The organism is Nocardiopsis nanhaiensis (assembly GCF_054778635.1).
Genome location: NZ_BAAGZJ010000001.1, coordinates 68,617 through 91,425 on the forward strand (window position 1 = coordinate 68,617; position 22,809 = coordinate 91,425).

The following is a 22,809-nucleotide window of genomic DNA, read 5'->3' on the forward strand; positions in this document are numbered from 1 at the left end:
TACAGGCGATTCGTGGATCGTGGCATCACGGTCATGAGTGAGCGCATTATTCGTTGAGCGAGCAGGAAGAGAGTTCCCCGGTGTACGCGATCGTGCGAGCGGGCGGCCGACAGGAGAAGGTGTCTGTCGATGACGTCCTGAACATCGACAGGGTCTCCGACGAGACCGGTGCCACCCTGACGTGGCAGCCCATCCTTGTGGTCGACGGTGACAGTGTCATCAGCGAGGCCGACAAGCTGAGCGGCTACTCGGTCACCGCCGAGGTCCTCGGCGAGACCAAGGGCCCCAAGATCAACATCCTGAAGTACAAGAACAAGACCGGTTACAAGAGGCGCCAGGGGCACCGCCAGAAGCACACCCAGGTGCGCGTCACCGGCATCGCGGCGAAGTAGGAGGCCTGGAGACATGGCAAGCAAGAAGGGCGCTTCGTCCACCAAGAACGGTCGCGACTCCAATGCCAAGCGCCTTGGAGTGAAGCGGTTCGGTGGTCAGCAGGTTTCCGCTGGTGAGATCCTGATCCGTCAGCGCGGCACCAGGTTCCACCCCGGCGCCAACGTCGGCCGTGGTGGCGACGACACGCTGTTCGCCCTGGTCGAGGGCGAGGTCAAGTTCGGCAGCTTCCGCGGCCGCAAGGCCGTCAACATCGTTCCGGCCGGCGTCTAGCAGTTCGCGCCGATCAAGAGCGGTTTTCGGGGGCGGGCCAGGGAAACTCTGGCCCGCCTCTCGCGTTGTCACAGGTGACACGCGTGCAGTACCGGGCTCCGCCAGGCGGCGGTGGCCCCTGAACTTCGGGGAGAGCAATGCCTGACTTCGTCGACGAGGCGGTCTTGCACGTCAAGGCCGGAAACGGCGGGCATGGCTGCGCCTCCGTGCACCGGGAGAAGTTCAAGCCGCTGGGCGGTCCGGACGGCGGCAACGGCGGCCGGGGCGGCGACGTCGTCCTCGAGGTCGACGCGCAGTCCGCGACGCTGCTGGACTACCAGCGCCGCCCGCACCGCAGCGCGCAGAACGGCACACCCGGCCAGGGCGGCCACCGCGCCGGTGCCAACGGCCAGGAGCTCGTCCTGACCGTGCCCGACGGCACCGTGGTCGTCAAGGACGACGGTGAGGTCATCGCGGACCTGGTCGGACACGGCACCCGCCTGGTGCTGGCCAAGGGCGGCAACGGCGGCCTGGGCAACGCCGCGCTGGCCTCCAAGAAGCGCAAGGCCCCCGGTTTCGCCCTCAAGGGCGAGGAGGGTGAGGCCTTCGATATCCGGCTGGAGATGAAGACCATCGCCGACGTCGGCCTGGTGGGCTTCCCCAGCGCAGGCAAGTCCTCGCTGATCGCCGCGATGTCCGCGGCCCGGCCCAAGATCGCCGACTACCCGTTCACCACCCTCATCCCGAACCTGGGCGTGGTGGAGGCGGGTGCCACCCAGTACGTCATCGCCGACGTGCCCGGTCTGATCCCCGGCGCGAGCGCCGGCAAGGGCCTGGGTCTGGAGTTCCTGCGCCACATCGAGCGCTGCTCCACCCTGCTGCACGTCCTGGACTGCGCCACATTCGAGCCCAACCGGGACCCGGTCAGCGACCTGGACGCCCTGGAGGCCGAGTTGGCCGCCTACGGCGAGCAGGCCGGTGTGGACCTGTCCGACCGCCCGCGCATCGTCGCCCTGAACAAGGTGGACGTGCCCGACGGCCGCGACCTGGCCGACCTGGTCACCCCGGTCCTGGTGGAGCGCGGGTACAAGGTCATGGAGGTCTCCGCGGCCTCCCGTGAGGGGTTGCGCGAACTCTCCTTCGCCCTGGGCGAGCAGGTCGCCACGGCCCGGGCGGCCGCGCCACCCGCCGAGCCCACCCGCGTCGTGATCCGGCCGAAGTTGATCGGCGACACCCCCTTCGAGGTCGTGCCGATCGGCGACAACGTCTTCCGGGTGCGCGGCGACAAGCCCGCCCGCTGGGTGCGCCAGACCGACTTCTCCAACGACGAGGCCGTCGGCTACCTGTCCGAGCGCCTCAACCGACTGGGTATCGAGGAGGCGCTGGCCAAGGCGGGCGCCAAGGAGGGCGCCGAGGTGCATATCGGCACGGAGGAGGACTCGGTGGTCTTCGACTGGGACACCTCCGCGGACGCCGAGGCCGTCCCGTCCGGCCCGCGCGGAACCGACGCCCGGCTGGGCTGACCCGCGCGGGGACCGACCGCTCCATACCAGCCGGACCCGTACAGGCAGGGACACGGCGCCCGGTCCGGGCGCCGTGCCACGGATGGAAAGCCCCTCGTGGTGCACAGCGCAAACACCGAACAGCAGCACATCGACCCCTTGGAGCAGGCCGGTCGCACGGCGGTCGGCGACGCCCGCCGGGTGGTGGTCAAGGTGGGGTCCTCCTCACTGACCACCTCGGACGGGCTGATCGACTCCGGCCGCATCCGGGGCCTGGTCGAGGTGCTGGCCGCCCGACGCGCCCTCGGCCAGGAGGTGATCCTGGTCTCCTCCGGCGCCGTGGCGGCCGGAATGAGCCCGTTGGGGATGCCGCGGCGCCCGCGTGACCTGGCCTCCCAGCAGGCCGCAGCGAGCGTCGGCCAGGGCCTGCTCGTGGCCTCCTACGCCGCCGAGCTGGCCGGGCACGGGCTGACCGCCGCCCAGGTCCTGCTCACGGTGGAGGACATGATGCGCCGGGTGCAGCACCGCAACGCCCAGCGCACCCTGCGCCGCCTGCTCGACATCGGGGCCCTGCCGATCGTCAACGAGAACGACACCGTGGCCACCCACGAGATCCGTTTCGGCGACAACGACCGCCTGGCGGCGCTGGTGGCGCACCTGATGCGCGCCGACGCCCTGGTGCTCCTCTCGGACGTGGACGCCCTCTACGACGGCAACCCCGCCGACGAGGGCACCTCGGTGGTGAACCTCGTCCGCGGCCCCGCGGACCTCGACGGCATCGACATCGGCAGCACCGGCAAGCGCGGTGTGGGCACCGGCGGCATGGTCACCAAGGTGGACTCCGCCCGGATCGCCACTGAGGCGGGCGTGCACACCGTGCTGACCTCGGCCGCCAACGCGCGCGCGGCCCTGGCGGGGGACCGGGTGGGCACGTTCTTCGCCCCCGCCGACCGCCGCCGCCCCTCCGCCCGCCAGCTGTGGTTGGCACACGCCACCGCCGGCCGCGGCAGCCTCGTCCTGGACCCGGGCGCGGTCAACGCGGTGGTGAGCGAGAAGGCCTCGCTGCTACCCGCCGGGGTGGTGAAGGTGCACGGTGAGTTCAGCGCCGGGGACCCCGTGGACCTGCGCGACGAGTCGGGTGCGGTGGTCGCCCGCGGTCTGGTCAACTACGACGCGGCCGAGGTGCCCGACCTCATGGGCCGCTCGACCCGCTGGCTGGCCCGGGAAATGGGCCCCTCCTACGAGCGCGAGCTGGTCCACCGCGACGACCTCGTCGTGCTCTGAGCCCTCCCGTTGAGGGCCGGACTGCCCGCCGGACGCCACATCGGGGTTCCACTGCCCTCCTCGGTCCGCCCTGCCGTGCGCTTGTGAAAAACTCCATGACAGGACTCCCTGAGGAGGGTGGCACCCATGCCGAGCCTGATGACGCGCCTGCTGTCTCTGGCCCTCCGGGTCTTCCGTAAACCAACCCTGGAATCGGCGGAGGACACCAGGGAGTGGCTCCACGAACCCAAGGACGACCCCGACCCGCCCGTCTGGCTCACCCAGCGGCACTGGATCACCCTTCGGGAGGTCGGTGGCTTTTCCACCTACACGGTGCTTCCCCGCGAAGTCGAGGAGCCGGACAAGGCCGTGCTGTACGTGCACGGAGGCACCTACGTCAGCGAGATCGCCGCGTGGCACTGGGTGCTGATCTCCAGGATGGCCGACGCGGGCTGCCGGGTGGAGGTGCCGATCTACGGGCTGGCCCCCGAACACACCTACCGGGAGGCCTTCCCGTTCCTGACGGAGGTCTACCGGGAGCTTCTCGGGGACGTGTCACCCGGGCGCACGCTGATCGCGGGGGACTCCGCCGGTGGAGGGCTCGCGCTCGCCCTGGCCCAGACCCTGACCGGCGCGGGGCTGCCGGAGCCCGCGAGGTTGCTTCTGATCTCCCCGTGGGCCGACATGACGATGTCCAACCCCGGCATCGCCGAAGTGGAGGTGCGCGACCCCTGGCTGAGCCCCGTGGGAATGGTGGAGGCGGCCAGGTCGTGGGCGGGCGGGGACGATCTGTCCCTGCCCCGGCTGAGTCCGGTCTACGGGGAACTGGCGACCCTGCCGCCCATGGACCTCTACATCGGTACGCGCGACCTGCTGTTGCCGGACACGCGCCGACTGCACGAACTGGTGACAGAAGTGGGGGGAGAGTCGTACCTGTTCGAGGAGGAGGGCGCCTTCCACATCCACCCGCTGGTCCCGGTTCCCGAGGGCAGCGACGCACGGGACCGGATCATGCGGACCGTCCACGAGCTGTGACGCCGCCCCGGACGCGCGTCAGGCGCGCCCGGGGCTGTGGGGTCAGCGGCCGGCGCGGCGGATGATCTTCATGCAGCGCCGCTCCAGCAGGCGGCTGGCCAGCCAGAAGAACCGGAACGCCGGGTTGGTGGTCTGCCCGTGGTGGTACCGGTAGTAGATCTGCTGGCAGATGACCGCGAGGCGGAACAGCCCGAAGACCTCGTAGAACGCCCACTCGCGTTCGGTGAGCCCGATACCGGCGCGCTCCAGGTAGTGGTCGCGGGCCTCGGCACGGGTGAGCATGCCCTCCAGGTGGGTGGGCTGGCGCCGGAACAGGCGGAACAGCGGGTCGTCCCCGGCCTCCACCCAGTACGCGAGGGAACCGCCCAGGTCCATGAGCGGGTCTCCGAGGGTGGCCATCTCCCAGTCCAGGAGTCCGACCGGGCGGGTGGGGTCCTCGGCGTCCAGGACGACGTTGTCGAACCGGAAGTCGTTGTGGATCAGGCAGGTGCGCCGGTCCCGCGGCTGGTGGGCCGCCAGCCAGCCCATCACCTTCTCGAACGAGCCCGCGTTCCAGGTCTTGGCGGCCCGGTACCGCTTGGACCAGCCCGCGACCTGGCGGGCCACGTACCCTTCGCCGCGGCCGAACTCGGCCAGCCCTGCCGCCTCGGTGTCAACCGAGTGCAGGTCCGCGAGCAGGTCCAGCACGTTCAGGCACAGCCGCCGGACCTCGTCGGGGGAGAGGGAGACGTCGCGGGGGAGCTCCTTGCGGGGGATCGGCCCCGCCAGGCGCTCCATGACGTAGAACTCCGAGCCGATGACGGACTCGTCGTCGCAGAACGCCAGCATCGCCGGGACGTGCGGGAACACCGGGGCCAGCCGGGACTGGACGCGGTACTCGCGCCCCATGTCGTGCGCGCTCTTCGCCTTCTGCCCGGCTGGCGGCCGGCGCAGGATGAGGTCCCGTCCCGGGTAGCGCAGCAGGTACGTCAGGTTGGAGGCCCCGCCGGAGAACTGGCGCACCTCGGGTACGCCATCGATCCCGGACGGGTCCTCGGCGTGCTCGCGCAGCCAGTCGGCCACTGCGGCCACGTCGAAGGCGTCCTCGTCCCGGACCTCGCGGGCACCGGAGACGCGGTCGGTGGGCCCGGTACCGGGGGTGTCGCTCATGTCAGCTTCCTGACCACGGAGAGCGGCAGGCGCTTCATGAGGAAGCCGATCGGGGCCCAGGGCCACGCCGGGACGTACGCCTTGACCTTGCGTTTCTCGATGGCCGCGACCATGGAGCGGACCCCGGGTTCGGTGTCGACCATGAACCGGGTCTTCTGGGCGACGTGTTCGTTCATCTCCGAGCGGATGTAGCCCGGGTAGACGACGGACACGTCCAGGCCCGGCACGCGCTCGGAGCGCAGGCCCTCGGCGATGGCCGCCACACCCGCCTTGGTCGCGGCGTAGACGGTCATGGCCTTGCGCATGCCGCGCAGCGCCGACATCGAGGAGACCATCACGAGGTGTCCGCGGCCCTGTTCGCGGAAGATCTCCATGGCCGCCTCCGACTGGGCGAGCGCGCCCACGAAGTTGGTCACGGCGGTCTGCCGGTTGGCGTCGAAGCGGCCCTTGCCGAGTGCGGCGCCCTTGCCCAGGCCCGCGTTGACGATGACCCGGTCCACGGCGCCGAACTCGGCGGCGAGCTCCTTGAAGACCCGGAACACGGCCTCGTCGTCGGTGACGTCGAGGGCCTTCAGCACCACCCGCCGGTCGGGGTGGGCCGCACCGATCTCGTCCCGGAGGGCGGCCATCTTCTCGGTGCGCCGGGCGCACAGGCCCAGGTCGTATCCGAGGGCCGCGAACTGCCTCGCCATCTCGGCGCCGAGGCCCGCGGAGGCCCCGGTGATGATGATCGTTCCCTTGCTCATGCGTGCGTCTCCGTGCTGCTCTTCGTAGCGGCGTCGTTCCGCTCGACGCGGCGGCGGACGCCTTCGGCCACCCGGCGCATCGTGCGGTCGTACAGGGGGCGCAGTAGGCGTTTGGTGCGCACCGCGACGCGCCCCGCCCGGTCGGTGAGGATGACCGGCTTCCGGCGGTCCATGCCCTTGAGCACCTCGGCGGCGATGTCGTCCGCGGTCAGCCTCGAACCGTTGATCAGCTTGCTCGCGGAGGCCTCCACCTCGGGGTCGCTGCCGCTCAGGGAGGCGGCCAGGTTGGTCCGGAAGAACGACGGGCACACCACCGACGTGGTGACGCCGTAGGGCGCGAGTTCGTGCTGGAGGGTCTCGCTGAGCGCCACGACCGCGGCCTTGACCGCGTTGTAGGAGCTCATGGTCGGCGGGTGGATCAGCCCGGCGGCCGAGGCGGTGTTGACGATGTATCCCGAGCCCTGGCGTTTGAACAGCGGGGCGAAGGTGCGGCAGCCCCGGACCACGCCGAACAGGTTGATCTCGGTGATCCACCGCCAGTCGTCCACGGTGAGGTGGTCGATCCGTCCGCCCGCGGCCACGCCCGCGTTGTTCACCAGGACGTCCAGGCCGCCGCCCTGCTCGACGTGGGCGAGGGCGGCCGCCCAGTCGCCGTCGGAGGTCACGTCCAGCCGCAGGTACTCCACGCCCCGGGGCAGGGAGTCTGGCGCCTGCTCTGCGAGGTCGGTGGCGATCACCCGGTAGCCGCGCGCGGCGAAGGCGGCGACGAGGGCGGCGCCCAGCCCCGAGGCCCCGCCGGTGACCAGGACCCGGCGGCCGGGCGCGCTGGGTGCGCTCATCTCTTCGCTCCGTGCTTCATCAGTTCGAGGCGGGCGACGACCCCGCGGTGGACCTCGTCGGGGCCGTCGGCCAGGCGCAGGGCACGCGCGCTGGTCCAGGCGCCGGCGAGCGGGAAGTCGTTGGAGAGCCCGGCGCCGCCGTGCAGCTGGATGGCGAAGTCGATGACCTCCTGGGCCATGTTCGGCGCGGCCACCTTGATCTGGCTGACCTCGCTCAGGGCGTTCAGCGGGCCGCCCTGGTCCAGCTTCCAGGCGGCGTTGAGCACCAGGAGGCGGGTGGAGTCGATGGCGATGCGGGCGTCGGCGACGCGTTCGCGGTTGCCGCCCAGGTTGACGAGGGGCTTGCCGAAGGCCGTGCGGGACAGGCCGCGCTCGCAGGCGAGTTCGAGGGCCTTCTCGGCCAGGCCGATCAGGCGCATGCAGTGGTGGACGCGGCCCGGGCCCAGGCGCCCCTGGGCGATCTCGAAGGCGCGTCCCGGTCCGGCGATGACGTTGGCCAGGGGCACGCGCACGTCGGTGAAGGTGACTTCGCCGTGGCCGCCGGGCTCGTCCTGGAAGCCCATGGTGTCCAGCTGGCGCTCGACCCGCACCCCCGGGGTGCTGCGGGGGACGATCACCATGGTGTGCCGTTGGTGGCGGTCGGCCCCGGGGTCGGTGAGGCCCATGACGATGAGCATCTCGCAGTCGGGGTGCCCGATGCCGGTGGACCACCACTTGCGGCCGTTGACCACGACCTCGTCGCCCTCGACCTCCGCGCGCAGTTCCATGTTGGTGGCGTCGGCGGAGGCGACCCCGGGTTCGGTCATGCAGAACGCGCTGCGGATGCGCGCGTCGAGGAGGGGCTCCAACCACCGCTCCTTCTGCTCCTCGGAGCCGTACTTGAGGAGCACCTCCATGTTGCCGGTGTCGGGGGCGTCGCAGTTGAACACCGCCGGGGCGATGTGTGAGCGGCCGGTGAGCTCGGCCACGGGTGCGTAGTCGGTGTTGCTGAGTCCTGCGCCGCCCAGGGTGCCGAAGCGCTCGGCGTAGGGGCCCTCGTGCCCCGCGGGCAGGAAGAGGTTCCACAGGCCCTGGGCGCGGGCCTTGGCGCGCAGCTCCCCGATCACGGGGAGGGGCTGCCAGGGGTCGCCGTCCACCCTGCGGGCGGCCAGGTCCCGGTGGTAGGCCTCCTCGACGGGGTCGATCTCGGTCTCGATGAAGGCGCGTACGCGTTCGATCAGGTCGGCGGCGCGCGCGGAGGGTGCGAAGTCCATGGCGTTGACACTACGTCCTTATTGAGCAATGCTCAATAGTGTGAGCGAGGAAGCGCCGCGCCGGACGCGGATGACCCAGGACGAACGCAGGCGTCAGCTGGTCGGGATCGGCCTGAGCATGCTGGTGGAGCGGCCCATCCAGGAACTGGCGATCGACGAGGTCGCCAAGGAGGCCGGGATCTCCAGGGGACTGCTGTTCCACTACTTCCCGAACAAGACCGCCTTCCACGAGGCGGTCGTGGCGGCCGCCGGGCGCCGGGTCGTGCGCAACACCGCCCCCGACGAGGGGCTGGAGCCCTGGGGCGCGGTGGCCCAGTTCGCCGAGCGCTACTACCAGCAGGTGGACCGGCGCCGGGAGTCGTACCTGGCGCTGGTGTTCGGCGGGGGGTCGGTGACCTTGGACGGCGATCTGGTGGAGGACCTCCGGGAGACCATGGGCGCCCGCGTGCGCGCCCTGCTGGCGCTTCCCGAGTCCGCTGGGCCCACTGCCCACGCCTGGACCGCCTACGTGGAGGACCGCGCCCTGCAGTGGACCGCCGTCCCTGCCGAAGAGCGCCCGCGGGGCCTCGCCGACGAGGTGGACCACTGCGTGCGCGCCCTGAAGGCACTGCTGGGCCTGTGAGCCGGTCGGCCCCGGCGGGCCGGCCTCCGCGGCCGGGTCTCTCGTGCCAGTGGGTGCGAAGAGCCCTAAGATGCCTGCGTGAACCAACAGACGACACAGCACAGTGACGGCCACCCCCACGAAGGCGCGGTCCGCGAGGTCCCCACGGGACGCAACGCCACCAAGCTCGTGTACGCGCCCGAGCGCGACGGTCTGGCCGATGCGGGCGAGATCGTGTGGACCTGGGTCCCCTACGAGGAGGACCCTGCCCAGGGCAAGGACCGCCCCCTCCTCGTGGTGGGCCGAAAGGGCGGGCGCCTGCACGGCCTCATGCTCTCCTCCCAGGCCCCCGACGAGCGCGAGCGCCAGGACTGGCTGCCGATCGGCGCGGGTACCTGGGACCGCGAGGGCCGCGACTCGTACCTTCGGGTGGACCGGCTCTTCGAGTTCGACGAGGCCTCGATCCGCCGCGAGGCCGCCGTCATGGACGAGCGGATCTTCTGGAAGGTCGCCGCGGTACTCCGGGAACGCTACGGCTGGAGCTGAGCGACCTCTCGGACCTGGAACTGCCCCAGATCCCCTCCCCAGAGAGCGGAGGCGTCTCGTAGGCGCAAGATCTCGGAGTGGAACGGCCGTCGGTCCAGCTTGGCCGGGTCGACGGACCTCCGCCGCGGGTATCAGCGGCGCCGGTAGGCGTCTCTGCGGTGGTGAACCGCGAGGACGAAAACCGTCTTCGCGTCGTCGTCGATGCGGTATCGGACTCGGTATTCGCCCCGGCGTGCACGGTAGTCACCTTCGAACGGAGCTCGAAGCGGCGCGCCGACCCGTTGAGGGTTGTCGGCGAGCGGGCCCATGATGAACTCTGCGCAGGCCGCCGCGGCGAACTCCGGGAGCCGTTCGCGCAGGTGACGTGCGGCCGTGGGGGAGAGCTGGATGGAATAGGTCAACGCGGTCCCTTCCTGCGCAGGGACTCAAGCAGGTCACCGCTCTCCTCCGGGGAGAGTGCCTGCCCCTCAGCGATCTCATGCTTGCTCTGCTGGACTTCCCTGATGGCCTCGGGGTCCCCCAACAGCTCGAGGGTGGCCTCGATCTCCTCCATGTCCTCTGCGGACATGATGACGAGGTAGTCACGTCCGTTCTTGGTCACGGTCAGGCGCTCGTGGGTACGGTCGACCTCTTCGGCGATCTCGGACAGGTGGGCTTTGACTTCGGACAGCGGCAGAGTTCTCATAGACCAGAATTATAGTCTGTCAATCCGTGTCGTGGGAGTGCGGAACCGAAGGGACAGGGCTGCGGCATCGATCAGTGGGAGCGGGTTCGGGCGGGCCCGGGTCGCACACTGTGGATAACTTCGGTCACAGCTGGCGGTGCGCTATACGCTGGAGGTGATCACCCACGTCCGGTGCCCTTCGACGCGGCAGGGACCACCGGCCCGGGCGACCTCCCGAGCAAGGAAGAACACTCATGACTGACATCGAGCGTGAGGTCCACGCGGTAGCCGAACGTGCCGGGGACGCGGCGGCCGACCTCGCCCCGCTCAGCCGGTCGGTGAAGGACGCCGCCCTGGTGGCGATCGCCGACGCCCTGGTCAAGCGCGCGGACGAGATCACCGCCGCCAACGCCCACGACGTGGAGCGGGCCCGGCAGGACGGCACCAGTCCGGCTATGATCGACCGGCTCACCCTCGACCCGCGGCGGATCGAGGCCATCGCCGACGCGGTGCGCGAGATCGTCGAGCTGCCGGACCCGGTCGGGGAGTCCGTGCGCGGCGGTGTCCTCCCCAACGGCCTCGACCTGCGCCAGATCCGCGTCCCGCTCGGTGTCATCGGCATCATCTACGAAGGCCGCCCCAACGTGACGGTGGACGCCGCCGCCCTGTGCCTCAAGAGCGGCAACGCCGCCCTGCTGCGCGGCTCCTCGTCGGCCTACAACTCCAACACCGCCATCGTCGGCGTACTGCGCGACGCCCTGGCCGACACCGGGGTCCCGGTCGATGCCATCCAAATGGTCCCGGGCCGCACCCGCGAGTCCTCCACGGCGCTCATGCGGGCGCGCGGGCTCGTGGACGTCCTCATCCCGCGCGGCGGCGGCTCGCTCATCCAGGCCGTGGTCCGCGACTCCACGGTCCCGGTCATCGAGACCGGCGAGGGCCTGTGCCACGTGTACGTGGACGCCGACGCCGACCTCGACAAGGCCGTGGCCATCGCCACCAACGCCAAGGCCCAGCGCTGCTCGGTGTGCAACTCGGCCGAGACCCTCCTGGTCCACGAGGCCGTCGCCGAGGAGTACCTTCCCCGGGTACTGGCCTCCCTGTCCGAGGCCGGCGTGACCGTGCACGGCGACGCCCGGACTATGGAGGTTGCCGCCGCGAGGCCGACCGGGGCGACGGTGGTCGAGGCGACCGAGGAGGACTGGTCCACGGAGTACCTGTCCCTGGACCTGGCCGTGCGGGTGGTGCCGGATGTCGACGCGGCGCTCGCGCACATCCGCAAGTACTCCACCCAGCACACCGAGGCGATCGTCACCGACTCGCTCAGCACCTCGCGGTACTTCGTCTCCCGGGTCGACTCCGCGGCGGTGATGGTGAACGCCTCCACGCGCTTCACCGACGGTGGCGAGTTCGGTTTCGGTGCGGAGATCGGTATTTCCAACCAGAAACTGCACGCCAGGGGTCCTATGGGACTGACCGAAATGACTTCCACAAAGTACGTGGTCACGGGCGACGGTCACCTGAAGTAACCATGGAACCCGTGGTTCGATCATGATTCGACCTTGAATGGCCGCTCGGGAAACCGGGCGGCCATTCGGTTGCCCGTCCTTACCAGGCGCGCCTCCAGGCCTCGCAGGCCACATGTGTCACTACGCCCGTTATCCCTCCGGAAACCTGGACAGAAGCGAATCTTCGCCGAGTAAGTATTCCCAAATCGCGCGCAGGTCGGTACTTTCACTGTGGTGTCACACGACGCTCTTCCCGCACCCTCATCAGGAGCGTCGGACCCTACCGGTCACGACGAAAGGAAATCCCCCGCATGAAGCTCGGGAGTAAGATCGCCGCGTCCACCGCCACCGCGGCCCTGGCGATCGGCGGTGTCACCGCCATGGCGACCCCTGCCAACGCGGACCTGGTCACCCTCTGCTCGGGACACGCAGGCGAGGTCACCCTGCCCACCGACCTCAAGGTCCCCTCCGGTGCGAGCTGCTTCCTTGACGGCACCGTCGTCCAGGGCGACGTCACCGTCGACAGCGACGCCAACCTGCACATCATCGACGGTGAGATCGAGGGCGAGGTCACCGTCTCCGAAGACGCCTACTTCGACGCCTCCAGCACCGCGGTCGACGGCGACGTGGTCAACACGGGCGCCTACGGAACCTACCTGGAGGACGGCACCTCGGTGGCCGACCTGACCGCTCAGGGCGCCGAGGGCGCCGGCAACGACGGCTTCGTCTTCGTCGTCGGCGCTTCCGCCTCCTCCATCGACGCCGCGGTCGGCGACCTCTACGTCACGGGTGCCCGCCTCGGCGGCGTGTCCGCGGACGGGGTGGAGTACGCCGACATCTTCGACAGCGTGGTCCGCGGGGACCTGTCCGTCAGCGGGGCCGCCAGCGGCGGCATCCTGTGCGACAGCGAGGTCATCGGGGACGCGTCCTTCACCGCCGGCAGCGGCCCGGTCGCCGTCGGCGCCGGTGAAGAGGACGGCTTCTGCAGCTCGGTCAACTACGTGGACGGCGACCTGTCGGTCACCGACGTGTCCGGCGGCGTCTACATCGACAACAACATCGTCGGCGGCGACCTGACCGCGGCCGACAACAGCCCGACCGCCGAGGTCGGCGACGACAACCGCGTGCGCGGCGACATCATCACCGAGGAGGTGGCCCTCCGCGCGATGGCCGCCGAGGTGACCGCCGAGTTCGAGGCGCACGAGGCCGACCTGGAGGAGTCGGTCGAGGAGCTGCGCGCAGAGACCATCGACGAGGCCAACGCGGCCGGTCCCGCCTTCTAAGCAGCCCCTTTCGGGGACCCGCCTCGGCCCTTTCCCGGCCGGGGGCATCCACCGTTGCTGACTGCCAGCGCCGACGGCCCCGTGCCGTCGGCGCTGTCTTTGTTCCGTGTCCGGTCTTTTGCGCTCGGCTGAGCCGGTGCAGCGGCCGCTACGGACAGGAGACCATCCGAGTTGCACCCGTTCCATCCACAACCCACTTATGTCGTACCCGTGACGACAGTCATAGTCGAGTGATACATTCCCGGCATGGCTGACTCCGAACGGCGTGTCGTGGTCTCCGGTGGCTCCGGCGGGATCGGGCGGGCCATCGTGCTCTCCCTGGCGAACGAAGGCGACGAGGTGATCGCCCTCGGGCGGGACTCCGGCCGACTCGCCGCGCTGGAACGCAGAGCCCGCGCACACGGACTCGACGTCACCTCACGGGTGTGCGACGTCACCGACGAGAAGGCGGTCGACTCCCTGGTCAGGGAGCTGGACGGGGTCTCGGTGCTGGTGAACAACGCGGGCCAGGCCCAGAGCGCGCCCCTGCGAGGCACCGGCCTCGACCTGTGGAACTCCCACCTGAACACCAACGCCACCTCGGCGTTCCTGCTGACCCGCGCCCTGCTGCCGGACATGCTCGAACGCGATGACGGCCGCGTGGTGTTCATCGCCTCCACCGCGGCGCACACCGGCTCCCGCTACACCGCCGCCTACACCGCGTCCAAGCACGCGATGCTCGGCCTGGCCAGGGCAGTGGCCGCCGAGGTCGTGGGTACCGGGGTGACCAGCAACGCGGTGTGCCCTTCCTTCGTCCGCACCCCCATGACCGAGCGATCGGTGGACACCATCGCCGAACGCACCGGCCGGGGCCGTGAACAGGCCGAGGCCGCCCTGGCCAGGGCCACACCCCTGGGGCGGCTCATCGAACCGGAGGAGGTGGCCGCGGCCGTGGCCTACCTGGCGAGTCCTCTGGCCCGGGCGGTCAACGGCCAGTCCCTGACCATCGACGGAGGAGACACCCACCGATGAGCCCGTTCCGGGCGTCCGCGCCCTTGACCGAAGAGTGGAACCACTTCGACCTCCACCGGGCCGACGGGGTGGCGACCGTGACCCTCAACCGGCCCGACAAGCTCAACGCCCTCACCTTCGACGCCTACGCGGACCTGCGCGACCTGCTGCTGGAGCTCCCGCACCGGGGTGACACGCGGGTCCTCGTGCTGCGGGGGAGCGGCCGGGGCTTCTGTTCCGGCGGGGACGTCGACGCGATCATCGGCGAGACCCTGAGGATGGAGCCGGACGACCTGCTCGCCTTCACCCGCATGACCGGTGAGGTGGTCAGGGCCATGCGCGAATGCCCGATCCCGGTGATCGCCGGGCTGCACGGGGTCGCGGCGGGGGCGGGATCGGTCCTGGCGCTGGCCTCGGACTTCCGCGTGGTCGCCCGCTCGGCCCGCTTCGCCTTCCTGTTCACCAAGGTGGGCCTGTCCGGCGCCGACATGGGCGCCGCCTACCTGCTGCCGCGGATCGTGGGCCTGGGCCACGCCACGCGCATCCTGATGCTGGGCGACACGGTCGACGCGGAGGAGGCCGAACGCGTCGGCCTGGTCAGCGAGCTCGTCGACGACCACGAACTCGACGCCGCGGTCACCCGGTTGGCCGCCCGGCTGGCCGACGGGCCGTCCTTCGGCTACGCCCAGACCAAGGCGCTGCTCTCCAGGGAACTGGACATGAGCCTGTCCGGAGCGATCGAGCTGGAGGCCATGACCCAGGCGCTGCTCATGAAGAGCGCCGACTACGCCGAGTTCCACGCCGCGTTCACCGGCCGCCGATCCCCCGAGTGGAAGGGGCGCTGAATGGAGCCCGTACACCTGCCGCCGACCCCGCACACACTGGTCAACCCGCCTGAACTGGGTCCCACGTCCGGGTTCTCCCACGCCGTGGTGCCCGCCCCCGGGCGCACGGTCTACCTGGCCGGGCAGATCGCCAGCGGCCCCGGGGGCAAGCTCGCCGCGGTGACGCTGCCAGACCAGTTCGAGGTGGCCCTGGCCAACGTCGTCACGGCCCTGCGTGCCTCCGGGGGCTCCCCCGAACACCTCGTGAACCTCGCCATCTACACCACCGACGTCCCCGCCTACCGGGCGGCTACCCGCGAGATCGGCCGTGCCTACCGCGCCCATCTGGGGCGCCACTACCCGGCGGTGGCGCTGTTCGGGGTGGTCGAGCTCTTCGAGCCGGGCGCGCTGGTGGAGCTGGTCAGCATCGCCGTGATCCCGGGGCCGAGCGACTAGGGCGTGTCGGGTTTGGCTGTCGACTGAGAGATGCGCAGTGACAGTGCCGCTGGGGCGACGCGCAGCAGGGTATGTGTCCGCCGAACACGCCCTAGAGCCCGCGGGCGGACCGGCTAGGCCGGTGTCATGATGTCCCGCACGTGTTCCAGCCCGGGCTCGCGCAGGAGCGCGTGCAGGTCGAAGAAGACCCGCGCCGCCCGGCTGCCCGCCCAGCGGTCCGGGAGCAGTTCGGGCGGCAGGCCCGGGTCGAGGAACGGCATCCGCCGCCAGGCGTCCACCGCGCGCAGGTGGTAGGCGAAGGCCGCCGCGCGCTGCTCGGGATCGGCCGCCGCCCGAGCGGTCCGGCGGCGCCAGGCGGTCAGTACGGGCTCGTGCTCGTCGAGGAACGCGCGGTACATCGCTTGGAGTGCGGGCAGGTCCCACCACCGCGCCACCGACTCGCTGAGCTCACGGAAGTCCAGGTAGGTGGCGTGGAACAGCTCCGCATGGGCGTCCAGCTCCAACGCGCGCAAGGCGCCGCGGGCCTGGTCGGTCAGGTGGGCGGGCGCGATCCACACCCCCGAGGCCGTGGTGCCGAAGCCGAGCCGGGTGAGCTGGGCCCGCAGGGCGTGGCGGCGGCGGCGCTCGGACTCGGGGACGGAGAACACCACGAGCACCCAGCCGTCCTGGGCCCGGGCGACCCGGTGGCCGAAGATGCGCTGGTCGCCTTCGGTGAGGATGCGGTGGCCCTCGTCGGACAGGCGGTACCCGGCCACCCCGCCCAGGCGTTCGGAGGCCAGGAGTCCGCGGCGCTTGAGCCGGGAGACCGCGGACCGGACGGCGGGGCCGTCGACGTCGAGTTCGGCCATGAGCGCGATGAGGTCGGCCACCCCGATCCATCCGCCCACGTCGCGGGCGTAGGAACCGAAGAAGGACACGATCAGGGACCTCGGACGCCGTCGTTCGGGGTCGGTCGACGCGGCCCCAGGCGCGTAGGTCCCGGTCGAGGGGGCGTCAGCGGCCGCGGGGTCGGGGGCCGGGGGCCGGGCGGTTCCGGCTGCCCGTTCGCTGTTGGACGTCACGCGGACACGATAGCGGCCGGGTCCGGTGTCGGAGGGCCGCCCCCTCTCTTCGGGGCGAGGGCGCACTTCGGCATTCTCCCCATGCAGCTCTATTGACGATCGTCATGATTATTGTACATTTGGCGATGTGGGGTGGATCACCTACCCAAGGAGAGTCGAGGTCGCCCATGGGACTCCCCCCGAACGAGACCGATCACGATTTCGCGCGCTGGGTCGACGCCCGCGCCGCCAAACTCGACCCGGACCCGCCCAGCGAACCCGGACGGGTAGACCGCGCCCTGGTCCGCGGCCTCGGCGATGCGGGGCTCCTCCCGGCGCTCTTCCCAGGCGGGGCGGGGGACGGTCCCTTCCGCGAGGCTCCCGCCACCCGCCTGTGCCTGTTGCGGGAACGCCTGGCCCGGGAGGACACCCACGCCGAGACCGCTCTCGCACTCCAAGGCCTGGGCGCCTACCCGGTCCTGCAGTCGGGCACCGAAGCCCAGCGCCAGCGCTGGATCCCCGAGGTCGCCGCGGGCCGCGCGGTCGCCGCCTTCGCCCTCACCGAACCCGACGCGGGCTCCGACGCCGCGGCCTTGGAACTGCGTGCGGAGCCGGCCGGGGACGGATGGCGTCTGCACGGCGAGAAGACCTGGATCTCCAACGCGCCCGACGCCGACGTCTACACGGTCTTCGCCCGCACGACCCCCGGCACCCGCTCCCGGGGTGTCACCGCCTTCTGTGTCCCGGCCGACCGCCGGGGCCTTACCGGCACCCCGCTGGAGATGCTCTCCCCGCACGCCTTGGGCCACCTGGTCTTCGACGGGGTCGAGGTCGGCCCCGAGGACGTGGTCGGCCTGCCCGACCAGGGCTTCACCGTCGCCATGCGCACGCTGGACCTGTTCCGGCCCAGCGTCGGGGCGTTCGCGGTCGGGATGGCCGAGGCCGCCCTCGCCGCGGCCAAGGAGTACACCGGCCGGCGCCGCGCCTTCGGCGGTCCGCTGCGCCAGCTCCAGACGGTCGCCCACACCCTGGCCGAGATGGCCACCCGCACCGAGGCCGCCCGGCTACTCGTCTACTCCGCCGCCGCCGAGTACGACTCGGGCGGCCCCGAGGTGACCGTCAAGGCGGCCATGGCCAAGCTCTTCGCCACAGAGACCGCCCAGTTCGTGGTGGACTCCGCCGTCCAGCTGCACGGAGCGCGTGCGCTGCACCGCGGCCATCTGCTCGAACACCTCTACCGGGAGGTCCGCGCACCACGTATCTACGAAGGCGCTTCGGAGATGCAGCGACAGATCATCGCCAGACACATGTAGCGCCAGGCCGCAGCGCCGCCTTCTGGAGGTCCACCATGTCGAACCCGACCCCTCCCGACCGACAGCACCCGCACCCAGCCCCCGACCCGCCCACCGTGCCGGAAGCGCGCGGGGAGCCAGTCCCGCCCAGCGCGTCCGGAGGGCCCGCCCCGGCCGCCGACGCCGGAGAGCCCGCTGCCCCGGTAGTCGCACTGACCCCCAGCGCGTACGAGGACACCTTCACCCGGGAGCACCTGCCCCCGTTCGAGGAGTGGCCGCTCCTCCGGCCGCTGGAGTATCCCGACCGGCTCAACTGCGCGGAGGAACTCCTCGACGGCACCATCGCCCGCTTCGGCGCCGACCGCCGGTGCGTGGTCGGCGAGCACGAGAGCCTGACCTACGGCCAGCTCAGGGACCGCGTGGACCGGGTCGCCCGCGTCCTGGTGGACGAGCGCGGCCTCCGGCCCGGCGAGCGGGTTCTTCTGCGGGGCCCGAACTCGCCCTGGCTGGCCGCCTGCTGGCTCGCGGTCCTCAAAGCCGGGGGAGTGGTCGTCACCGTCCTGCCGGTCCTGCGCTCCGGAGAGCTTGCCACCATCGTCCGCGCGGCCCGGGTCGCACACGCACTCTGTGACGCCCGCTTCCTCGACGACCTCACCGAGGCGGCCGAACAGCTCGACCACGAGCCCGGCGGGACCGCCCCGAGCGTCCTGGCCTACGGGGGAGACGGCCCCGAGGACCTCACGGAGCGGATCGGCGCGCACCACGCCCGGTTCACCGCCGTACGCACCACCGCCGACGACGCCTGCATGATCGCCTACACCTCGGGTACCACCGGGGACCCCAAGGGCTGCGTGCACTTCCACCGCGACGTCCTCGCCATCGCCGACACCTACTCCGCCCAGGTCCTCAAACCCGCCCCCGACGACCTCTTCGTCGGCAGCCCGCCCTTCGCCTTCACCTTCGGCCTCGGCGGGCTCCTGATCTTCCCGCTGCGCGCCGGGGCCGCAACAGTCCTGCTCGAACGCCCCCGCCCGGAAGCGCTGCTCGAAGCCGTCTCCGAGCGCGGAGCGACCGTCGTGTTCACCGCCCCCACCGCCTACCGGGTGATGCTGGCCCAGCGGGGCGACCGCGACCTGTCGTCCCTGCGCCGCTGCGTCTCCGCGGGGGAACACCTGCCCGCCGCCACCTGGCAGGCCTGGTACGACGCCACCGGGATCCGCATGCTCGACGGCATCGGCGCCACCGAGATGCTGCACATCTTCGTCTCCGCCACTGACGAGCACATGCGGCCCGGCTCCACCGGCCGACCCGTTCCCGGTTTCGAGGCGGCCATCCTCGACGACAAGGGCGAGCCCGTCCCCGACGGCGAACCCGGCCACTTGGCCGTTCGCGGGCCGGTCGGTTGCCGCTACCTCGCCGACGAACGCCAGCGCGAGTACGTCCGCCACGGCTGGAACCACACCGGCGACACCTATGTGCGCGACGCCGACGGCTACTTCTGGTACCGGGCGCGAAGCGACGACATGATCGTCTCCGCCGGGTACAACATCGCCCCCGCGGAAGTGGAAGAGGCCCTGCTCACCTCGCCCGACGTGGAAGAGGCGGCGGTTGTGGGTGCCGAGGACCCCGAGCGCGGCCTGGTCGTACGCGCCTACGTGGTCCCGCGCCAGGGGCTCGCGCCGGACGACGACCTCGCAGACCGGCTCAAGGAGCACGTCCGCTCCAGCATCGCCCCCTACAAGACGCCGCGTTCGCTGGTCTTCCTCAGTTCCCTGCCGCGTACGGCGACCGGCAAGCTCCAGCGCTTCAGGCTGCGGGAGGACGCCCCCTGACCCGGGGAGAACGCTCTCATCGCCCACGCCGGGATCGGGGGAGCGCTCTCGCCACCACCCGCAAGGCATACCGGACGCCAGAACTGGACTCCGTACGGGACGCCAGCGCTGGACGTCAGCGAACAGGAAGGCGGCAGGATGCGCATCGCGTGTATCGGGGCGGGACCCGCGGGACTCTACTTCGCGGCCCTCGCCCGCCAGCTGGACGCCACCCACGACATCACCGTCTACGAGCGCAACGCCCCCGATGACACCTTCGGTTTCGGGGTGGTGCTCTCCGACGAGACCCTCGGCGGCATCGAACACGCCGATCCCGCCGTCTACGCGGCGATGGCCGCCGAGTTCGCCCGTTGGGACGACATCGACGTCCACCACCGGGGCTCGGTCACCACCTCCGGCGGTCACGGCTTCGCCGCCATCGGCCGCCGTCGGCTGCTGGAGATCCTGCGTGCCCGCTGCGCCGAGCTGGGAGTCAGGGTCCTCAGCCGCACCGAGGCACCCCCCGCCGCCGAACTGGCCGCCACCCACGACCTCGTCGTCGCCGCCGACGGGGCCAACAGCGCCACCCGCAACGCCCACGCCGCGGACTTCGGCACCAGTCTCGAACCCCACCGCAACCGCTTCATGTGGCTCGGCACCGACCTCGTGTTCGACGCCTTCAACTTCCACGTCCTGGAGACCCCGCACGGCGTCATGCAGCTGCACTGCTATCCGTACTCGGCCGACAGCAGCACGTTCATCGTGGAGATGGCCGAGGACGTGTGGCAGGCGGCCGGGTTCGTCGACCGCGACCTCCAGCCCGGGGAAAGCGACCTCGACGCGATCGCGCGCTGCGAGAAGCTCTTCGCCGACGTCCTGGGAGGCCACCGCCTCCTGCCCAACAACTCCCGCTGGCTGCGCTTCACCACCGTCCGCAACCGGACGTGGTGCCGCGACAACGTCGTCCTGCTCGGAGACGCCGCCCACACGGCCCACTTCTCCATCGGCTCGGGCACCAAGCTCGCCATGGAGGACGCGCTCGCCCTCGCCGCCTGCCTGCATGAACAGCCCACCACCGAGGCCGCTCTGGCCGCCTACGAAGTCGAACGGCGCCCGGTCGTGGCCAGTACCCAGCGCGCTGCCCAAGCCAGCCTGGAGTGGTTCGAGGACATCGCCCGCCACGTCGACGCCGCACCGGTCCGCTTCGCCTTCGACCTGCTCACCCGCAGCCGCAGGGTCACCTACGACAACCTGCGCCTGCGCGACCCGGAGTTCGTCGGCCGCGTGGACGACTGGTTCGCCCGCCAAGTCGACCCGGCCCGACCCTCCCCGCGCCCGCCCATGTTCCACCCCTTCCGCCTGGCCGACCTGGAACTGGACAACCGGGTCGTGGTCTCAGCCATGGACATGTACTCCGCCGACGACGGCGTCCCAGGCGACTTCCACCTCGTCCACCTCGGCAGCAAGGCCCTCGGGGGCGCCGGACTGGTCATGACTGAGATGGTGTGCGTCTCCGCCGAAGCCCGCATCACCCCGGGCTGCACGGGCCTGTACGCACCCGAGCACGAGACCGCCTGGCGCCGCGTCACCGACTTCGTCCACGCCAACAGCCGGGCCCGGATCGGCGTGCAGCTCGGCCACGCCGGACGCAAGGGATCCACCCGCCTCATGTGGGAGGGCATCGACCAACCCCTGACAGAGGGGAACTGGCCCTTGGTCGCCCCCTCGCCCCTCCCCTACACGGAGGGCGTCAACCAGGTCCCCGAGGAACTCGACCACGCAGGCATGGCCGCCATCCGCGACGACTTCACCTCGGCGGCGCGCTCCGCCGACCGTGCCGGGTTCGACCTCCTCGAACTCCACTGCGCCCACGGCTACCTGCTCTCCTCCTTCCTCTCCCCGGTCACCAACCACCGCACCGACCGCTACGGCGGCGACCTCACCGGCAGACTCCGCTACCCCCTGGAAGTCCTCGCCGCCGTTCGCGCGGTCTGGCCCGACCACAAACCCCTCACCGTCCGCGTCTCCGCCACCGACTGGGTGGCGGGCGGCACCACCGCCGACGACGCCGTGGAGATCGCCCGCGCCCTCGTCGAGGCCGGGGCCGACGCCATCGACGTCTCCACCGGGCAGGTCACACCGGACGAACAACCCGCCTACGGGCGCAGCTACCAGGTGCCCTACGCCGAGCGCATCCGCCGCGACCTCGGTGTCCCCGTCATAGCCGTGGGCGCCATCGCCTCCCACGACGACGTCAACTCCACCGTCCTCGCCGGACGCGCCGACCTGTGCGCACTGGCCCGGCCCCACCTGTACGACCCGCACTGGACCCTGCATGCCGCAGCCGACCAGGACTACACGGGCCCCGGCGCCACCTGGCCCGCACCGTTCCGCGCGGGAAGCCGCAAACCGCCCACCGGCCGTGCCGATGGGCCGCGCCCCCGCCTCGAACTGCTACGTTCCTCCAACGAGACGGACGGCACCCGACACCAGCGGTGGCGCCCCGGTCCGTCCGGGACCGCCCCCGAACCAGCCGGGACCAGGACAGCCATGACCAAGGGAGACCACGGTGGCAACCACCTACGGTGAGCACCCCAGCCAGATCGTCCACCGCTGGGACCCCGAGGCGCCGGAAAACCGGGGCTTCCGCGCGGGCGCACCGGCGCCCGTGGCGGTGCTCCTGCACGGCGGCTGGTGGCGCGACCGGCACGACGCCCACCTCATGGACCCGCTGGCCCGCGACCTCGCCGATGCGGGGTGGGTGGTGTGGAACATCGAGTACCGACGCACCGGGGCCGACGGCGGCGGCTGGCCGCGGACCCTCGACGACGTCTCCCACGCCCTGGACTTCCTCGCCGCCACCGCCGCGAACGACGAACGGATCGACACTTCCCGCGTGGTCTCGATCGGCCACTCCGCCGGAGGCCACCTCGCCCTGCTGACCGCGGCCGACTCCGTCGTCACGTCCGTGGTCCCCCTGGCTCCCATCACCGACCTCCGGCGCTGCGCCGAGGCCGGACTCGGTGAGGGCGCCGTCGAACCGTTCCTCGGTCCCGACCCAAGCCCCGAGCTGTACGCCGAGTCCTCACCCTTGTACCGGTTGCCGCTCGACATCCCGCAACTCGTCGTCCACGGCGACGCCGACCAGCGTGTTCCGGTCGAGCACAGCCGTGACTACGCGGCCGCCGCCCAGGAGGCGGGCGACCCCGTCGACTACCGGGAGATCCCCGGTGCCGACCACTTCGCCGTCATCGACCCGGAGCACGCCGCCTGGCAGACGGTGCGCCAAGCCCTCGCGTCCGGCTGGGGGTAACTCCCCGGTCGGCCGGGGGACCAGCCGCGGCACGAGGAGGTGCCGCATCAAC

The 22,809-nt window shown here is 71.2% G+C and carries 23 protein-coding genes; 16 read left to right on the plus strand and 7 right to left on the minus strand.

Going from position 1 to position 22,809, the window contains the following annotated elements; translation table 11 throughout:
* Nucleotides 1–80: 80 nt before the first annotated feature.
* The 5 genes from rplU to ACYVD1_RS00305 all read left to right on the plus strand — a co-directional run bounded on the left by rplU (nucleotide 81) and on the right by ACYVD1_RS00305 (nucleotide 4,442).
* Nucleotides 81–392, plus strand: a complete 312-nt coding sequence (gene rplU, locus ACYVD1_RS00285) for a 50S ribosomal protein L21 (protein WP_460766130.1) — start codon at nucleotides 81–83, stop codon at nucleotides 390–392.
* Between the two features lie 13 nt (nucleotides 393–405).
* Entirely contained in the window at nucleotides 406–663 is a 258-nt protein-coding gene (gene rpmA, locus ACYVD1_RS00290) for a 50S ribosomal protein L27 (protein ID WP_460765728.1), read from the plus strand.
* A gap of 137 nt (nucleotides 664–800) precedes the next feature.
* Entirely contained in the window at nucleotides 801–2,165 is a 1,365-nt protein-coding gene (gene obgE / locus ACYVD1_RS00295; protein ID WP_460765731.1) for a GTPase ObgE, read from the plus strand.
* A gap of 99 nt (nucleotides 2,166–2,264) precedes the next feature.
* On the plus strand, nucleotides 2,265–3,428 hold the full coding sequence (gene proB / locus ACYVD1_RS00300; RefSeq protein ID WP_460766134.1) for a glutamate 5-kinase: 1,164 nt from the start codon (nucleotides 2,265–2,267) through the stop codon (nucleotides 3,426–3,428).
* Between the two features lie 126 nt (nucleotides 3,429–3,554).
* Nucleotides 3,555–4,442: an alpha/beta hydrolase fold domain-containing protein gene (locus ACYVD1_RS00305; protein ID WP_460765735.1), complete on the plus strand. Its 888-nt coding sequence runs from the start codon at nucleotides 3,555–3,557 to the stop codon at nucleotides 4,440–4,442.
* Between the two features lie 42 nt (nucleotides 4,443–4,484).
* Here the strand turns inward: ACYVD1_RS00305 and ACYVD1_RS00310 are convergent, their stop codons facing one another.
* Genes ACYVD1_RS00310 through ACYVD1_RS00325 form a run of 4 tightly spaced genes read right to left on the minus strand, consistent with a single transcriptional unit; the run spans nucleotide 4,485 to nucleotide 8,429 of the window.
* On the minus strand, nucleotides 4,485–5,591 hold the full coding sequence (locus ACYVD1_RS00310; protein ID WP_460765739.1) for a phosphotransferase family protein: 1,107 nt from the start codon (nucleotides 5,589–5,591) through the stop codon (nucleotides 4,485–4,487).
* On the minus strand, nucleotides 5,588–6,337 hold the full coding sequence (locus ACYVD1_RS00315; protein WP_460765742.1) for an SDR family oxidoreductase: 750 nt from the start codon (nucleotides 6,335–6,337) through the stop codon (nucleotides 5,588–5,590). Before ACYVD1_RS00315 ends, ACYVD1_RS00310 begins: the two co-directional genes overlap by 4 nt.
* The gene (locus tag ACYVD1_RS00320) at nucleotides 6,334–7,176 is read right to left on the minus strand and encodes an SDR family NAD(P)-dependent oxidoreductase (RefSeq protein ID WP_460765745.1); all 843 of its coding nucleotides are present in this window, start codon (nucleotides 7,174–7,176) and stop codon (nucleotides 6,334–6,336) included. The genes ACYVD1_RS00315 and ACYVD1_RS00320 overlap by 4 nt, the downstream gene beginning before the upstream one ends.
* Complete coding sequence (locus tag ACYVD1_RS00325) at nucleotides 7,173–8,429, minus strand: acyl-CoA dehydrogenase family protein (RefSeq protein ID WP_460765748.1); 1,257 nt, start codon at nucleotides 8,427–8,429, stop codon at nucleotides 7,173–7,175. The genes ACYVD1_RS00320 and ACYVD1_RS00325 overlap by 4 nt, the downstream gene beginning before the upstream one ends.
* 40 nt (nucleotides 8,430–8,469) lie before the next feature.
* Between ACYVD1_RS00325 and ACYVD1_RS00330 the strand changes: the two genes are divergently transcribed.
* A complete protein-coding gene (locus tag ACYVD1_RS00330) occupies nucleotides 8,470–9,051 on the plus strand; it encodes a TetR/AcrR family transcriptional regulator (protein ID WP_460765751.1) in 582 nt (193 codons plus the stop codon).
* A 78-nt stretch (nucleotides 9,052–9,129) separates the two neighbouring features.
* Nucleotides 9,130–9,576 carry a type II toxin-antitoxin system PemK/MazF family toxin gene (locus ACYVD1_RS00335; protein WP_460765754.1) on the plus strand — a complete coding sequence of 149 codons (447 nt, stop codon included), beginning with the start codon at nucleotides 9,130–9,132 and terminating at the stop codon, nucleotides 9,574–9,576.
* A gap of 131 nt (nucleotides 9,577–9,707) precedes the next feature.
* Here ACYVD1_RS00335 and ACYVD1_RS00340 read toward each other — a convergent pair whose 3' ends face one another.
* Nucleotides 9,708–9,977: a type II toxin-antitoxin system RelE family toxin gene (locus ACYVD1_RS00340; RefSeq protein WP_460765757.1), complete on the minus strand. Its 270-nt coding sequence runs from the start codon at nucleotides 9,975–9,977 to the stop codon at nucleotides 9,708–9,710.
* Entirely contained in the window at nucleotides 9,974–10,261 is a 288-nt protein-coding gene (locus ACYVD1_RS00345) for a type II toxin-antitoxin system Phd/YefM family antitoxin (RefSeq protein ID WP_460765761.1), read from the minus strand. The genes ACYVD1_RS00340 and ACYVD1_RS00345 overlap by 4 nt, the downstream gene beginning before the upstream one ends.
* 233 nt (nucleotides 10,262–10,494) lie before the next feature.
* Here ACYVD1_RS00345 and ACYVD1_RS00350 point away from each other — a divergent pair, with 233 nt between their 5' ends.
* From ACYVD1_RS00350 to ACYVD1_RS00370, 5 genes are all read left to right on the plus strand, one after another.
* Complete coding sequence (locus ACYVD1_RS00350; RefSeq protein WP_460765764.1) at nucleotides 10,495–11,769, plus strand: glutamate-5-semialdehyde dehydrogenase; 1,275 nt, start codon at nucleotides 10,495–10,497, stop codon at nucleotides 11,767–11,769.
* 290 nt (nucleotides 11,770–12,059) lie between these two features.
* Nucleotides 12,060–13,031 (plus strand): hypothetical protein, encoded by a 972-nt coding sequence (locus ACYVD1_RS00355; RefSeq protein WP_460765767.1) that lies wholly within the window; start codon nucleotides 12,060–12,062, stop codon nucleotides 13,029–13,031.
* 246 nt (nucleotides 13,032–13,277) lie between these two features.
* Nucleotides 13,278–14,042, plus strand: coding sequence for an SDR family NAD(P)-dependent oxidoreductase (locus tag ACYVD1_RS00360; RefSeq protein WP_460765771.1), 765 nt, complete (start codon nucleotides 13,278–13,280; stop codon nucleotides 14,040–14,042).
* On the plus strand, nucleotides 14,039–14,866 hold the full coding sequence (locus ACYVD1_RS00365; protein WP_460765775.1) for an enoyl-CoA hydratase family protein: 828 nt from the start codon (nucleotides 14,039–14,041) through the stop codon (nucleotides 14,864–14,866). The genes ACYVD1_RS00360 and ACYVD1_RS00365 overlap by 4 nt, the downstream gene beginning before the upstream one ends.
* Nucleotides 14,867–15,301: a RidA family protein gene (locus ACYVD1_RS00370; protein ID WP_460765779.1), complete on the plus strand. Its 435-nt coding sequence runs from the start codon at nucleotides 14,867–14,869 to the stop codon at nucleotides 15,299–15,301.
* 113 nt (nucleotides 15,302–15,414) lie between these two features.
* Here ACYVD1_RS00370 and ACYVD1_RS00375 read toward each other — a convergent pair whose 3' ends face one another.
* Complete coding sequence (locus ACYVD1_RS00375; protein WP_460765782.1) at nucleotides 15,415–16,362, minus strand: PaaX family transcriptional regulator; 948 nt, start codon at nucleotides 16,360–16,362, stop codon at nucleotides 15,415–15,417.
* Between the two features lie 167 nt (nucleotides 16,363–16,529).
* Here ACYVD1_RS00375 and ACYVD1_RS00380 point away from each other — a divergent pair, with 167 nt between their 5' ends.
* The 4 genes from ACYVD1_RS00380 to ACYVD1_RS00395 all read left to right on the plus strand — a co-directional run bounded on the left by ACYVD1_RS00380 (nucleotide 16,530) and on the right by ACYVD1_RS00395 (nucleotide 22,757).
* Nucleotides 16,530–17,654, plus strand: coding sequence for an acyl-CoA dehydrogenase family protein (locus tag ACYVD1_RS00380; protein WP_460765786.1), 1,125 nt, complete (start codon nucleotides 16,530–16,532; stop codon nucleotides 17,652–17,654).
* Between the two features lie 35 nt (nucleotides 17,655–17,689).
* Entirely contained in the window at nucleotides 17,690–19,465 is a 1,776-nt protein-coding gene (locus ACYVD1_RS00385) for a benzoate-CoA ligase family protein (protein WP_460765789.1), read from the plus strand.
* Between the two features lie 138 nt (nucleotides 19,466–19,603).
* A complete protein-coding gene (locus ACYVD1_RS00390) occupies nucleotides 19,604–22,033 on the plus strand; it encodes a bifunctional salicylyl-CoA 5-hydroxylase/oxidoreductase (protein ID WP_460765792.1) in 2,430 nt (809 codons plus the stop codon).
* Nucleotides 22,014–22,757 (plus strand): alpha/beta hydrolase family protein, encoded by a 744-nt coding sequence (locus ACYVD1_RS00395; RefSeq protein ID WP_460765795.1) that lies wholly within the window; start codon nucleotides 22,014–22,016, stop codon nucleotides 22,755–22,757. The genes ACYVD1_RS00390 and ACYVD1_RS00395 overlap by 20 nt, the downstream gene beginning before the upstream one ends.
* Nucleotides 22,758–22,809: the final 52 nt, after the last annotated feature.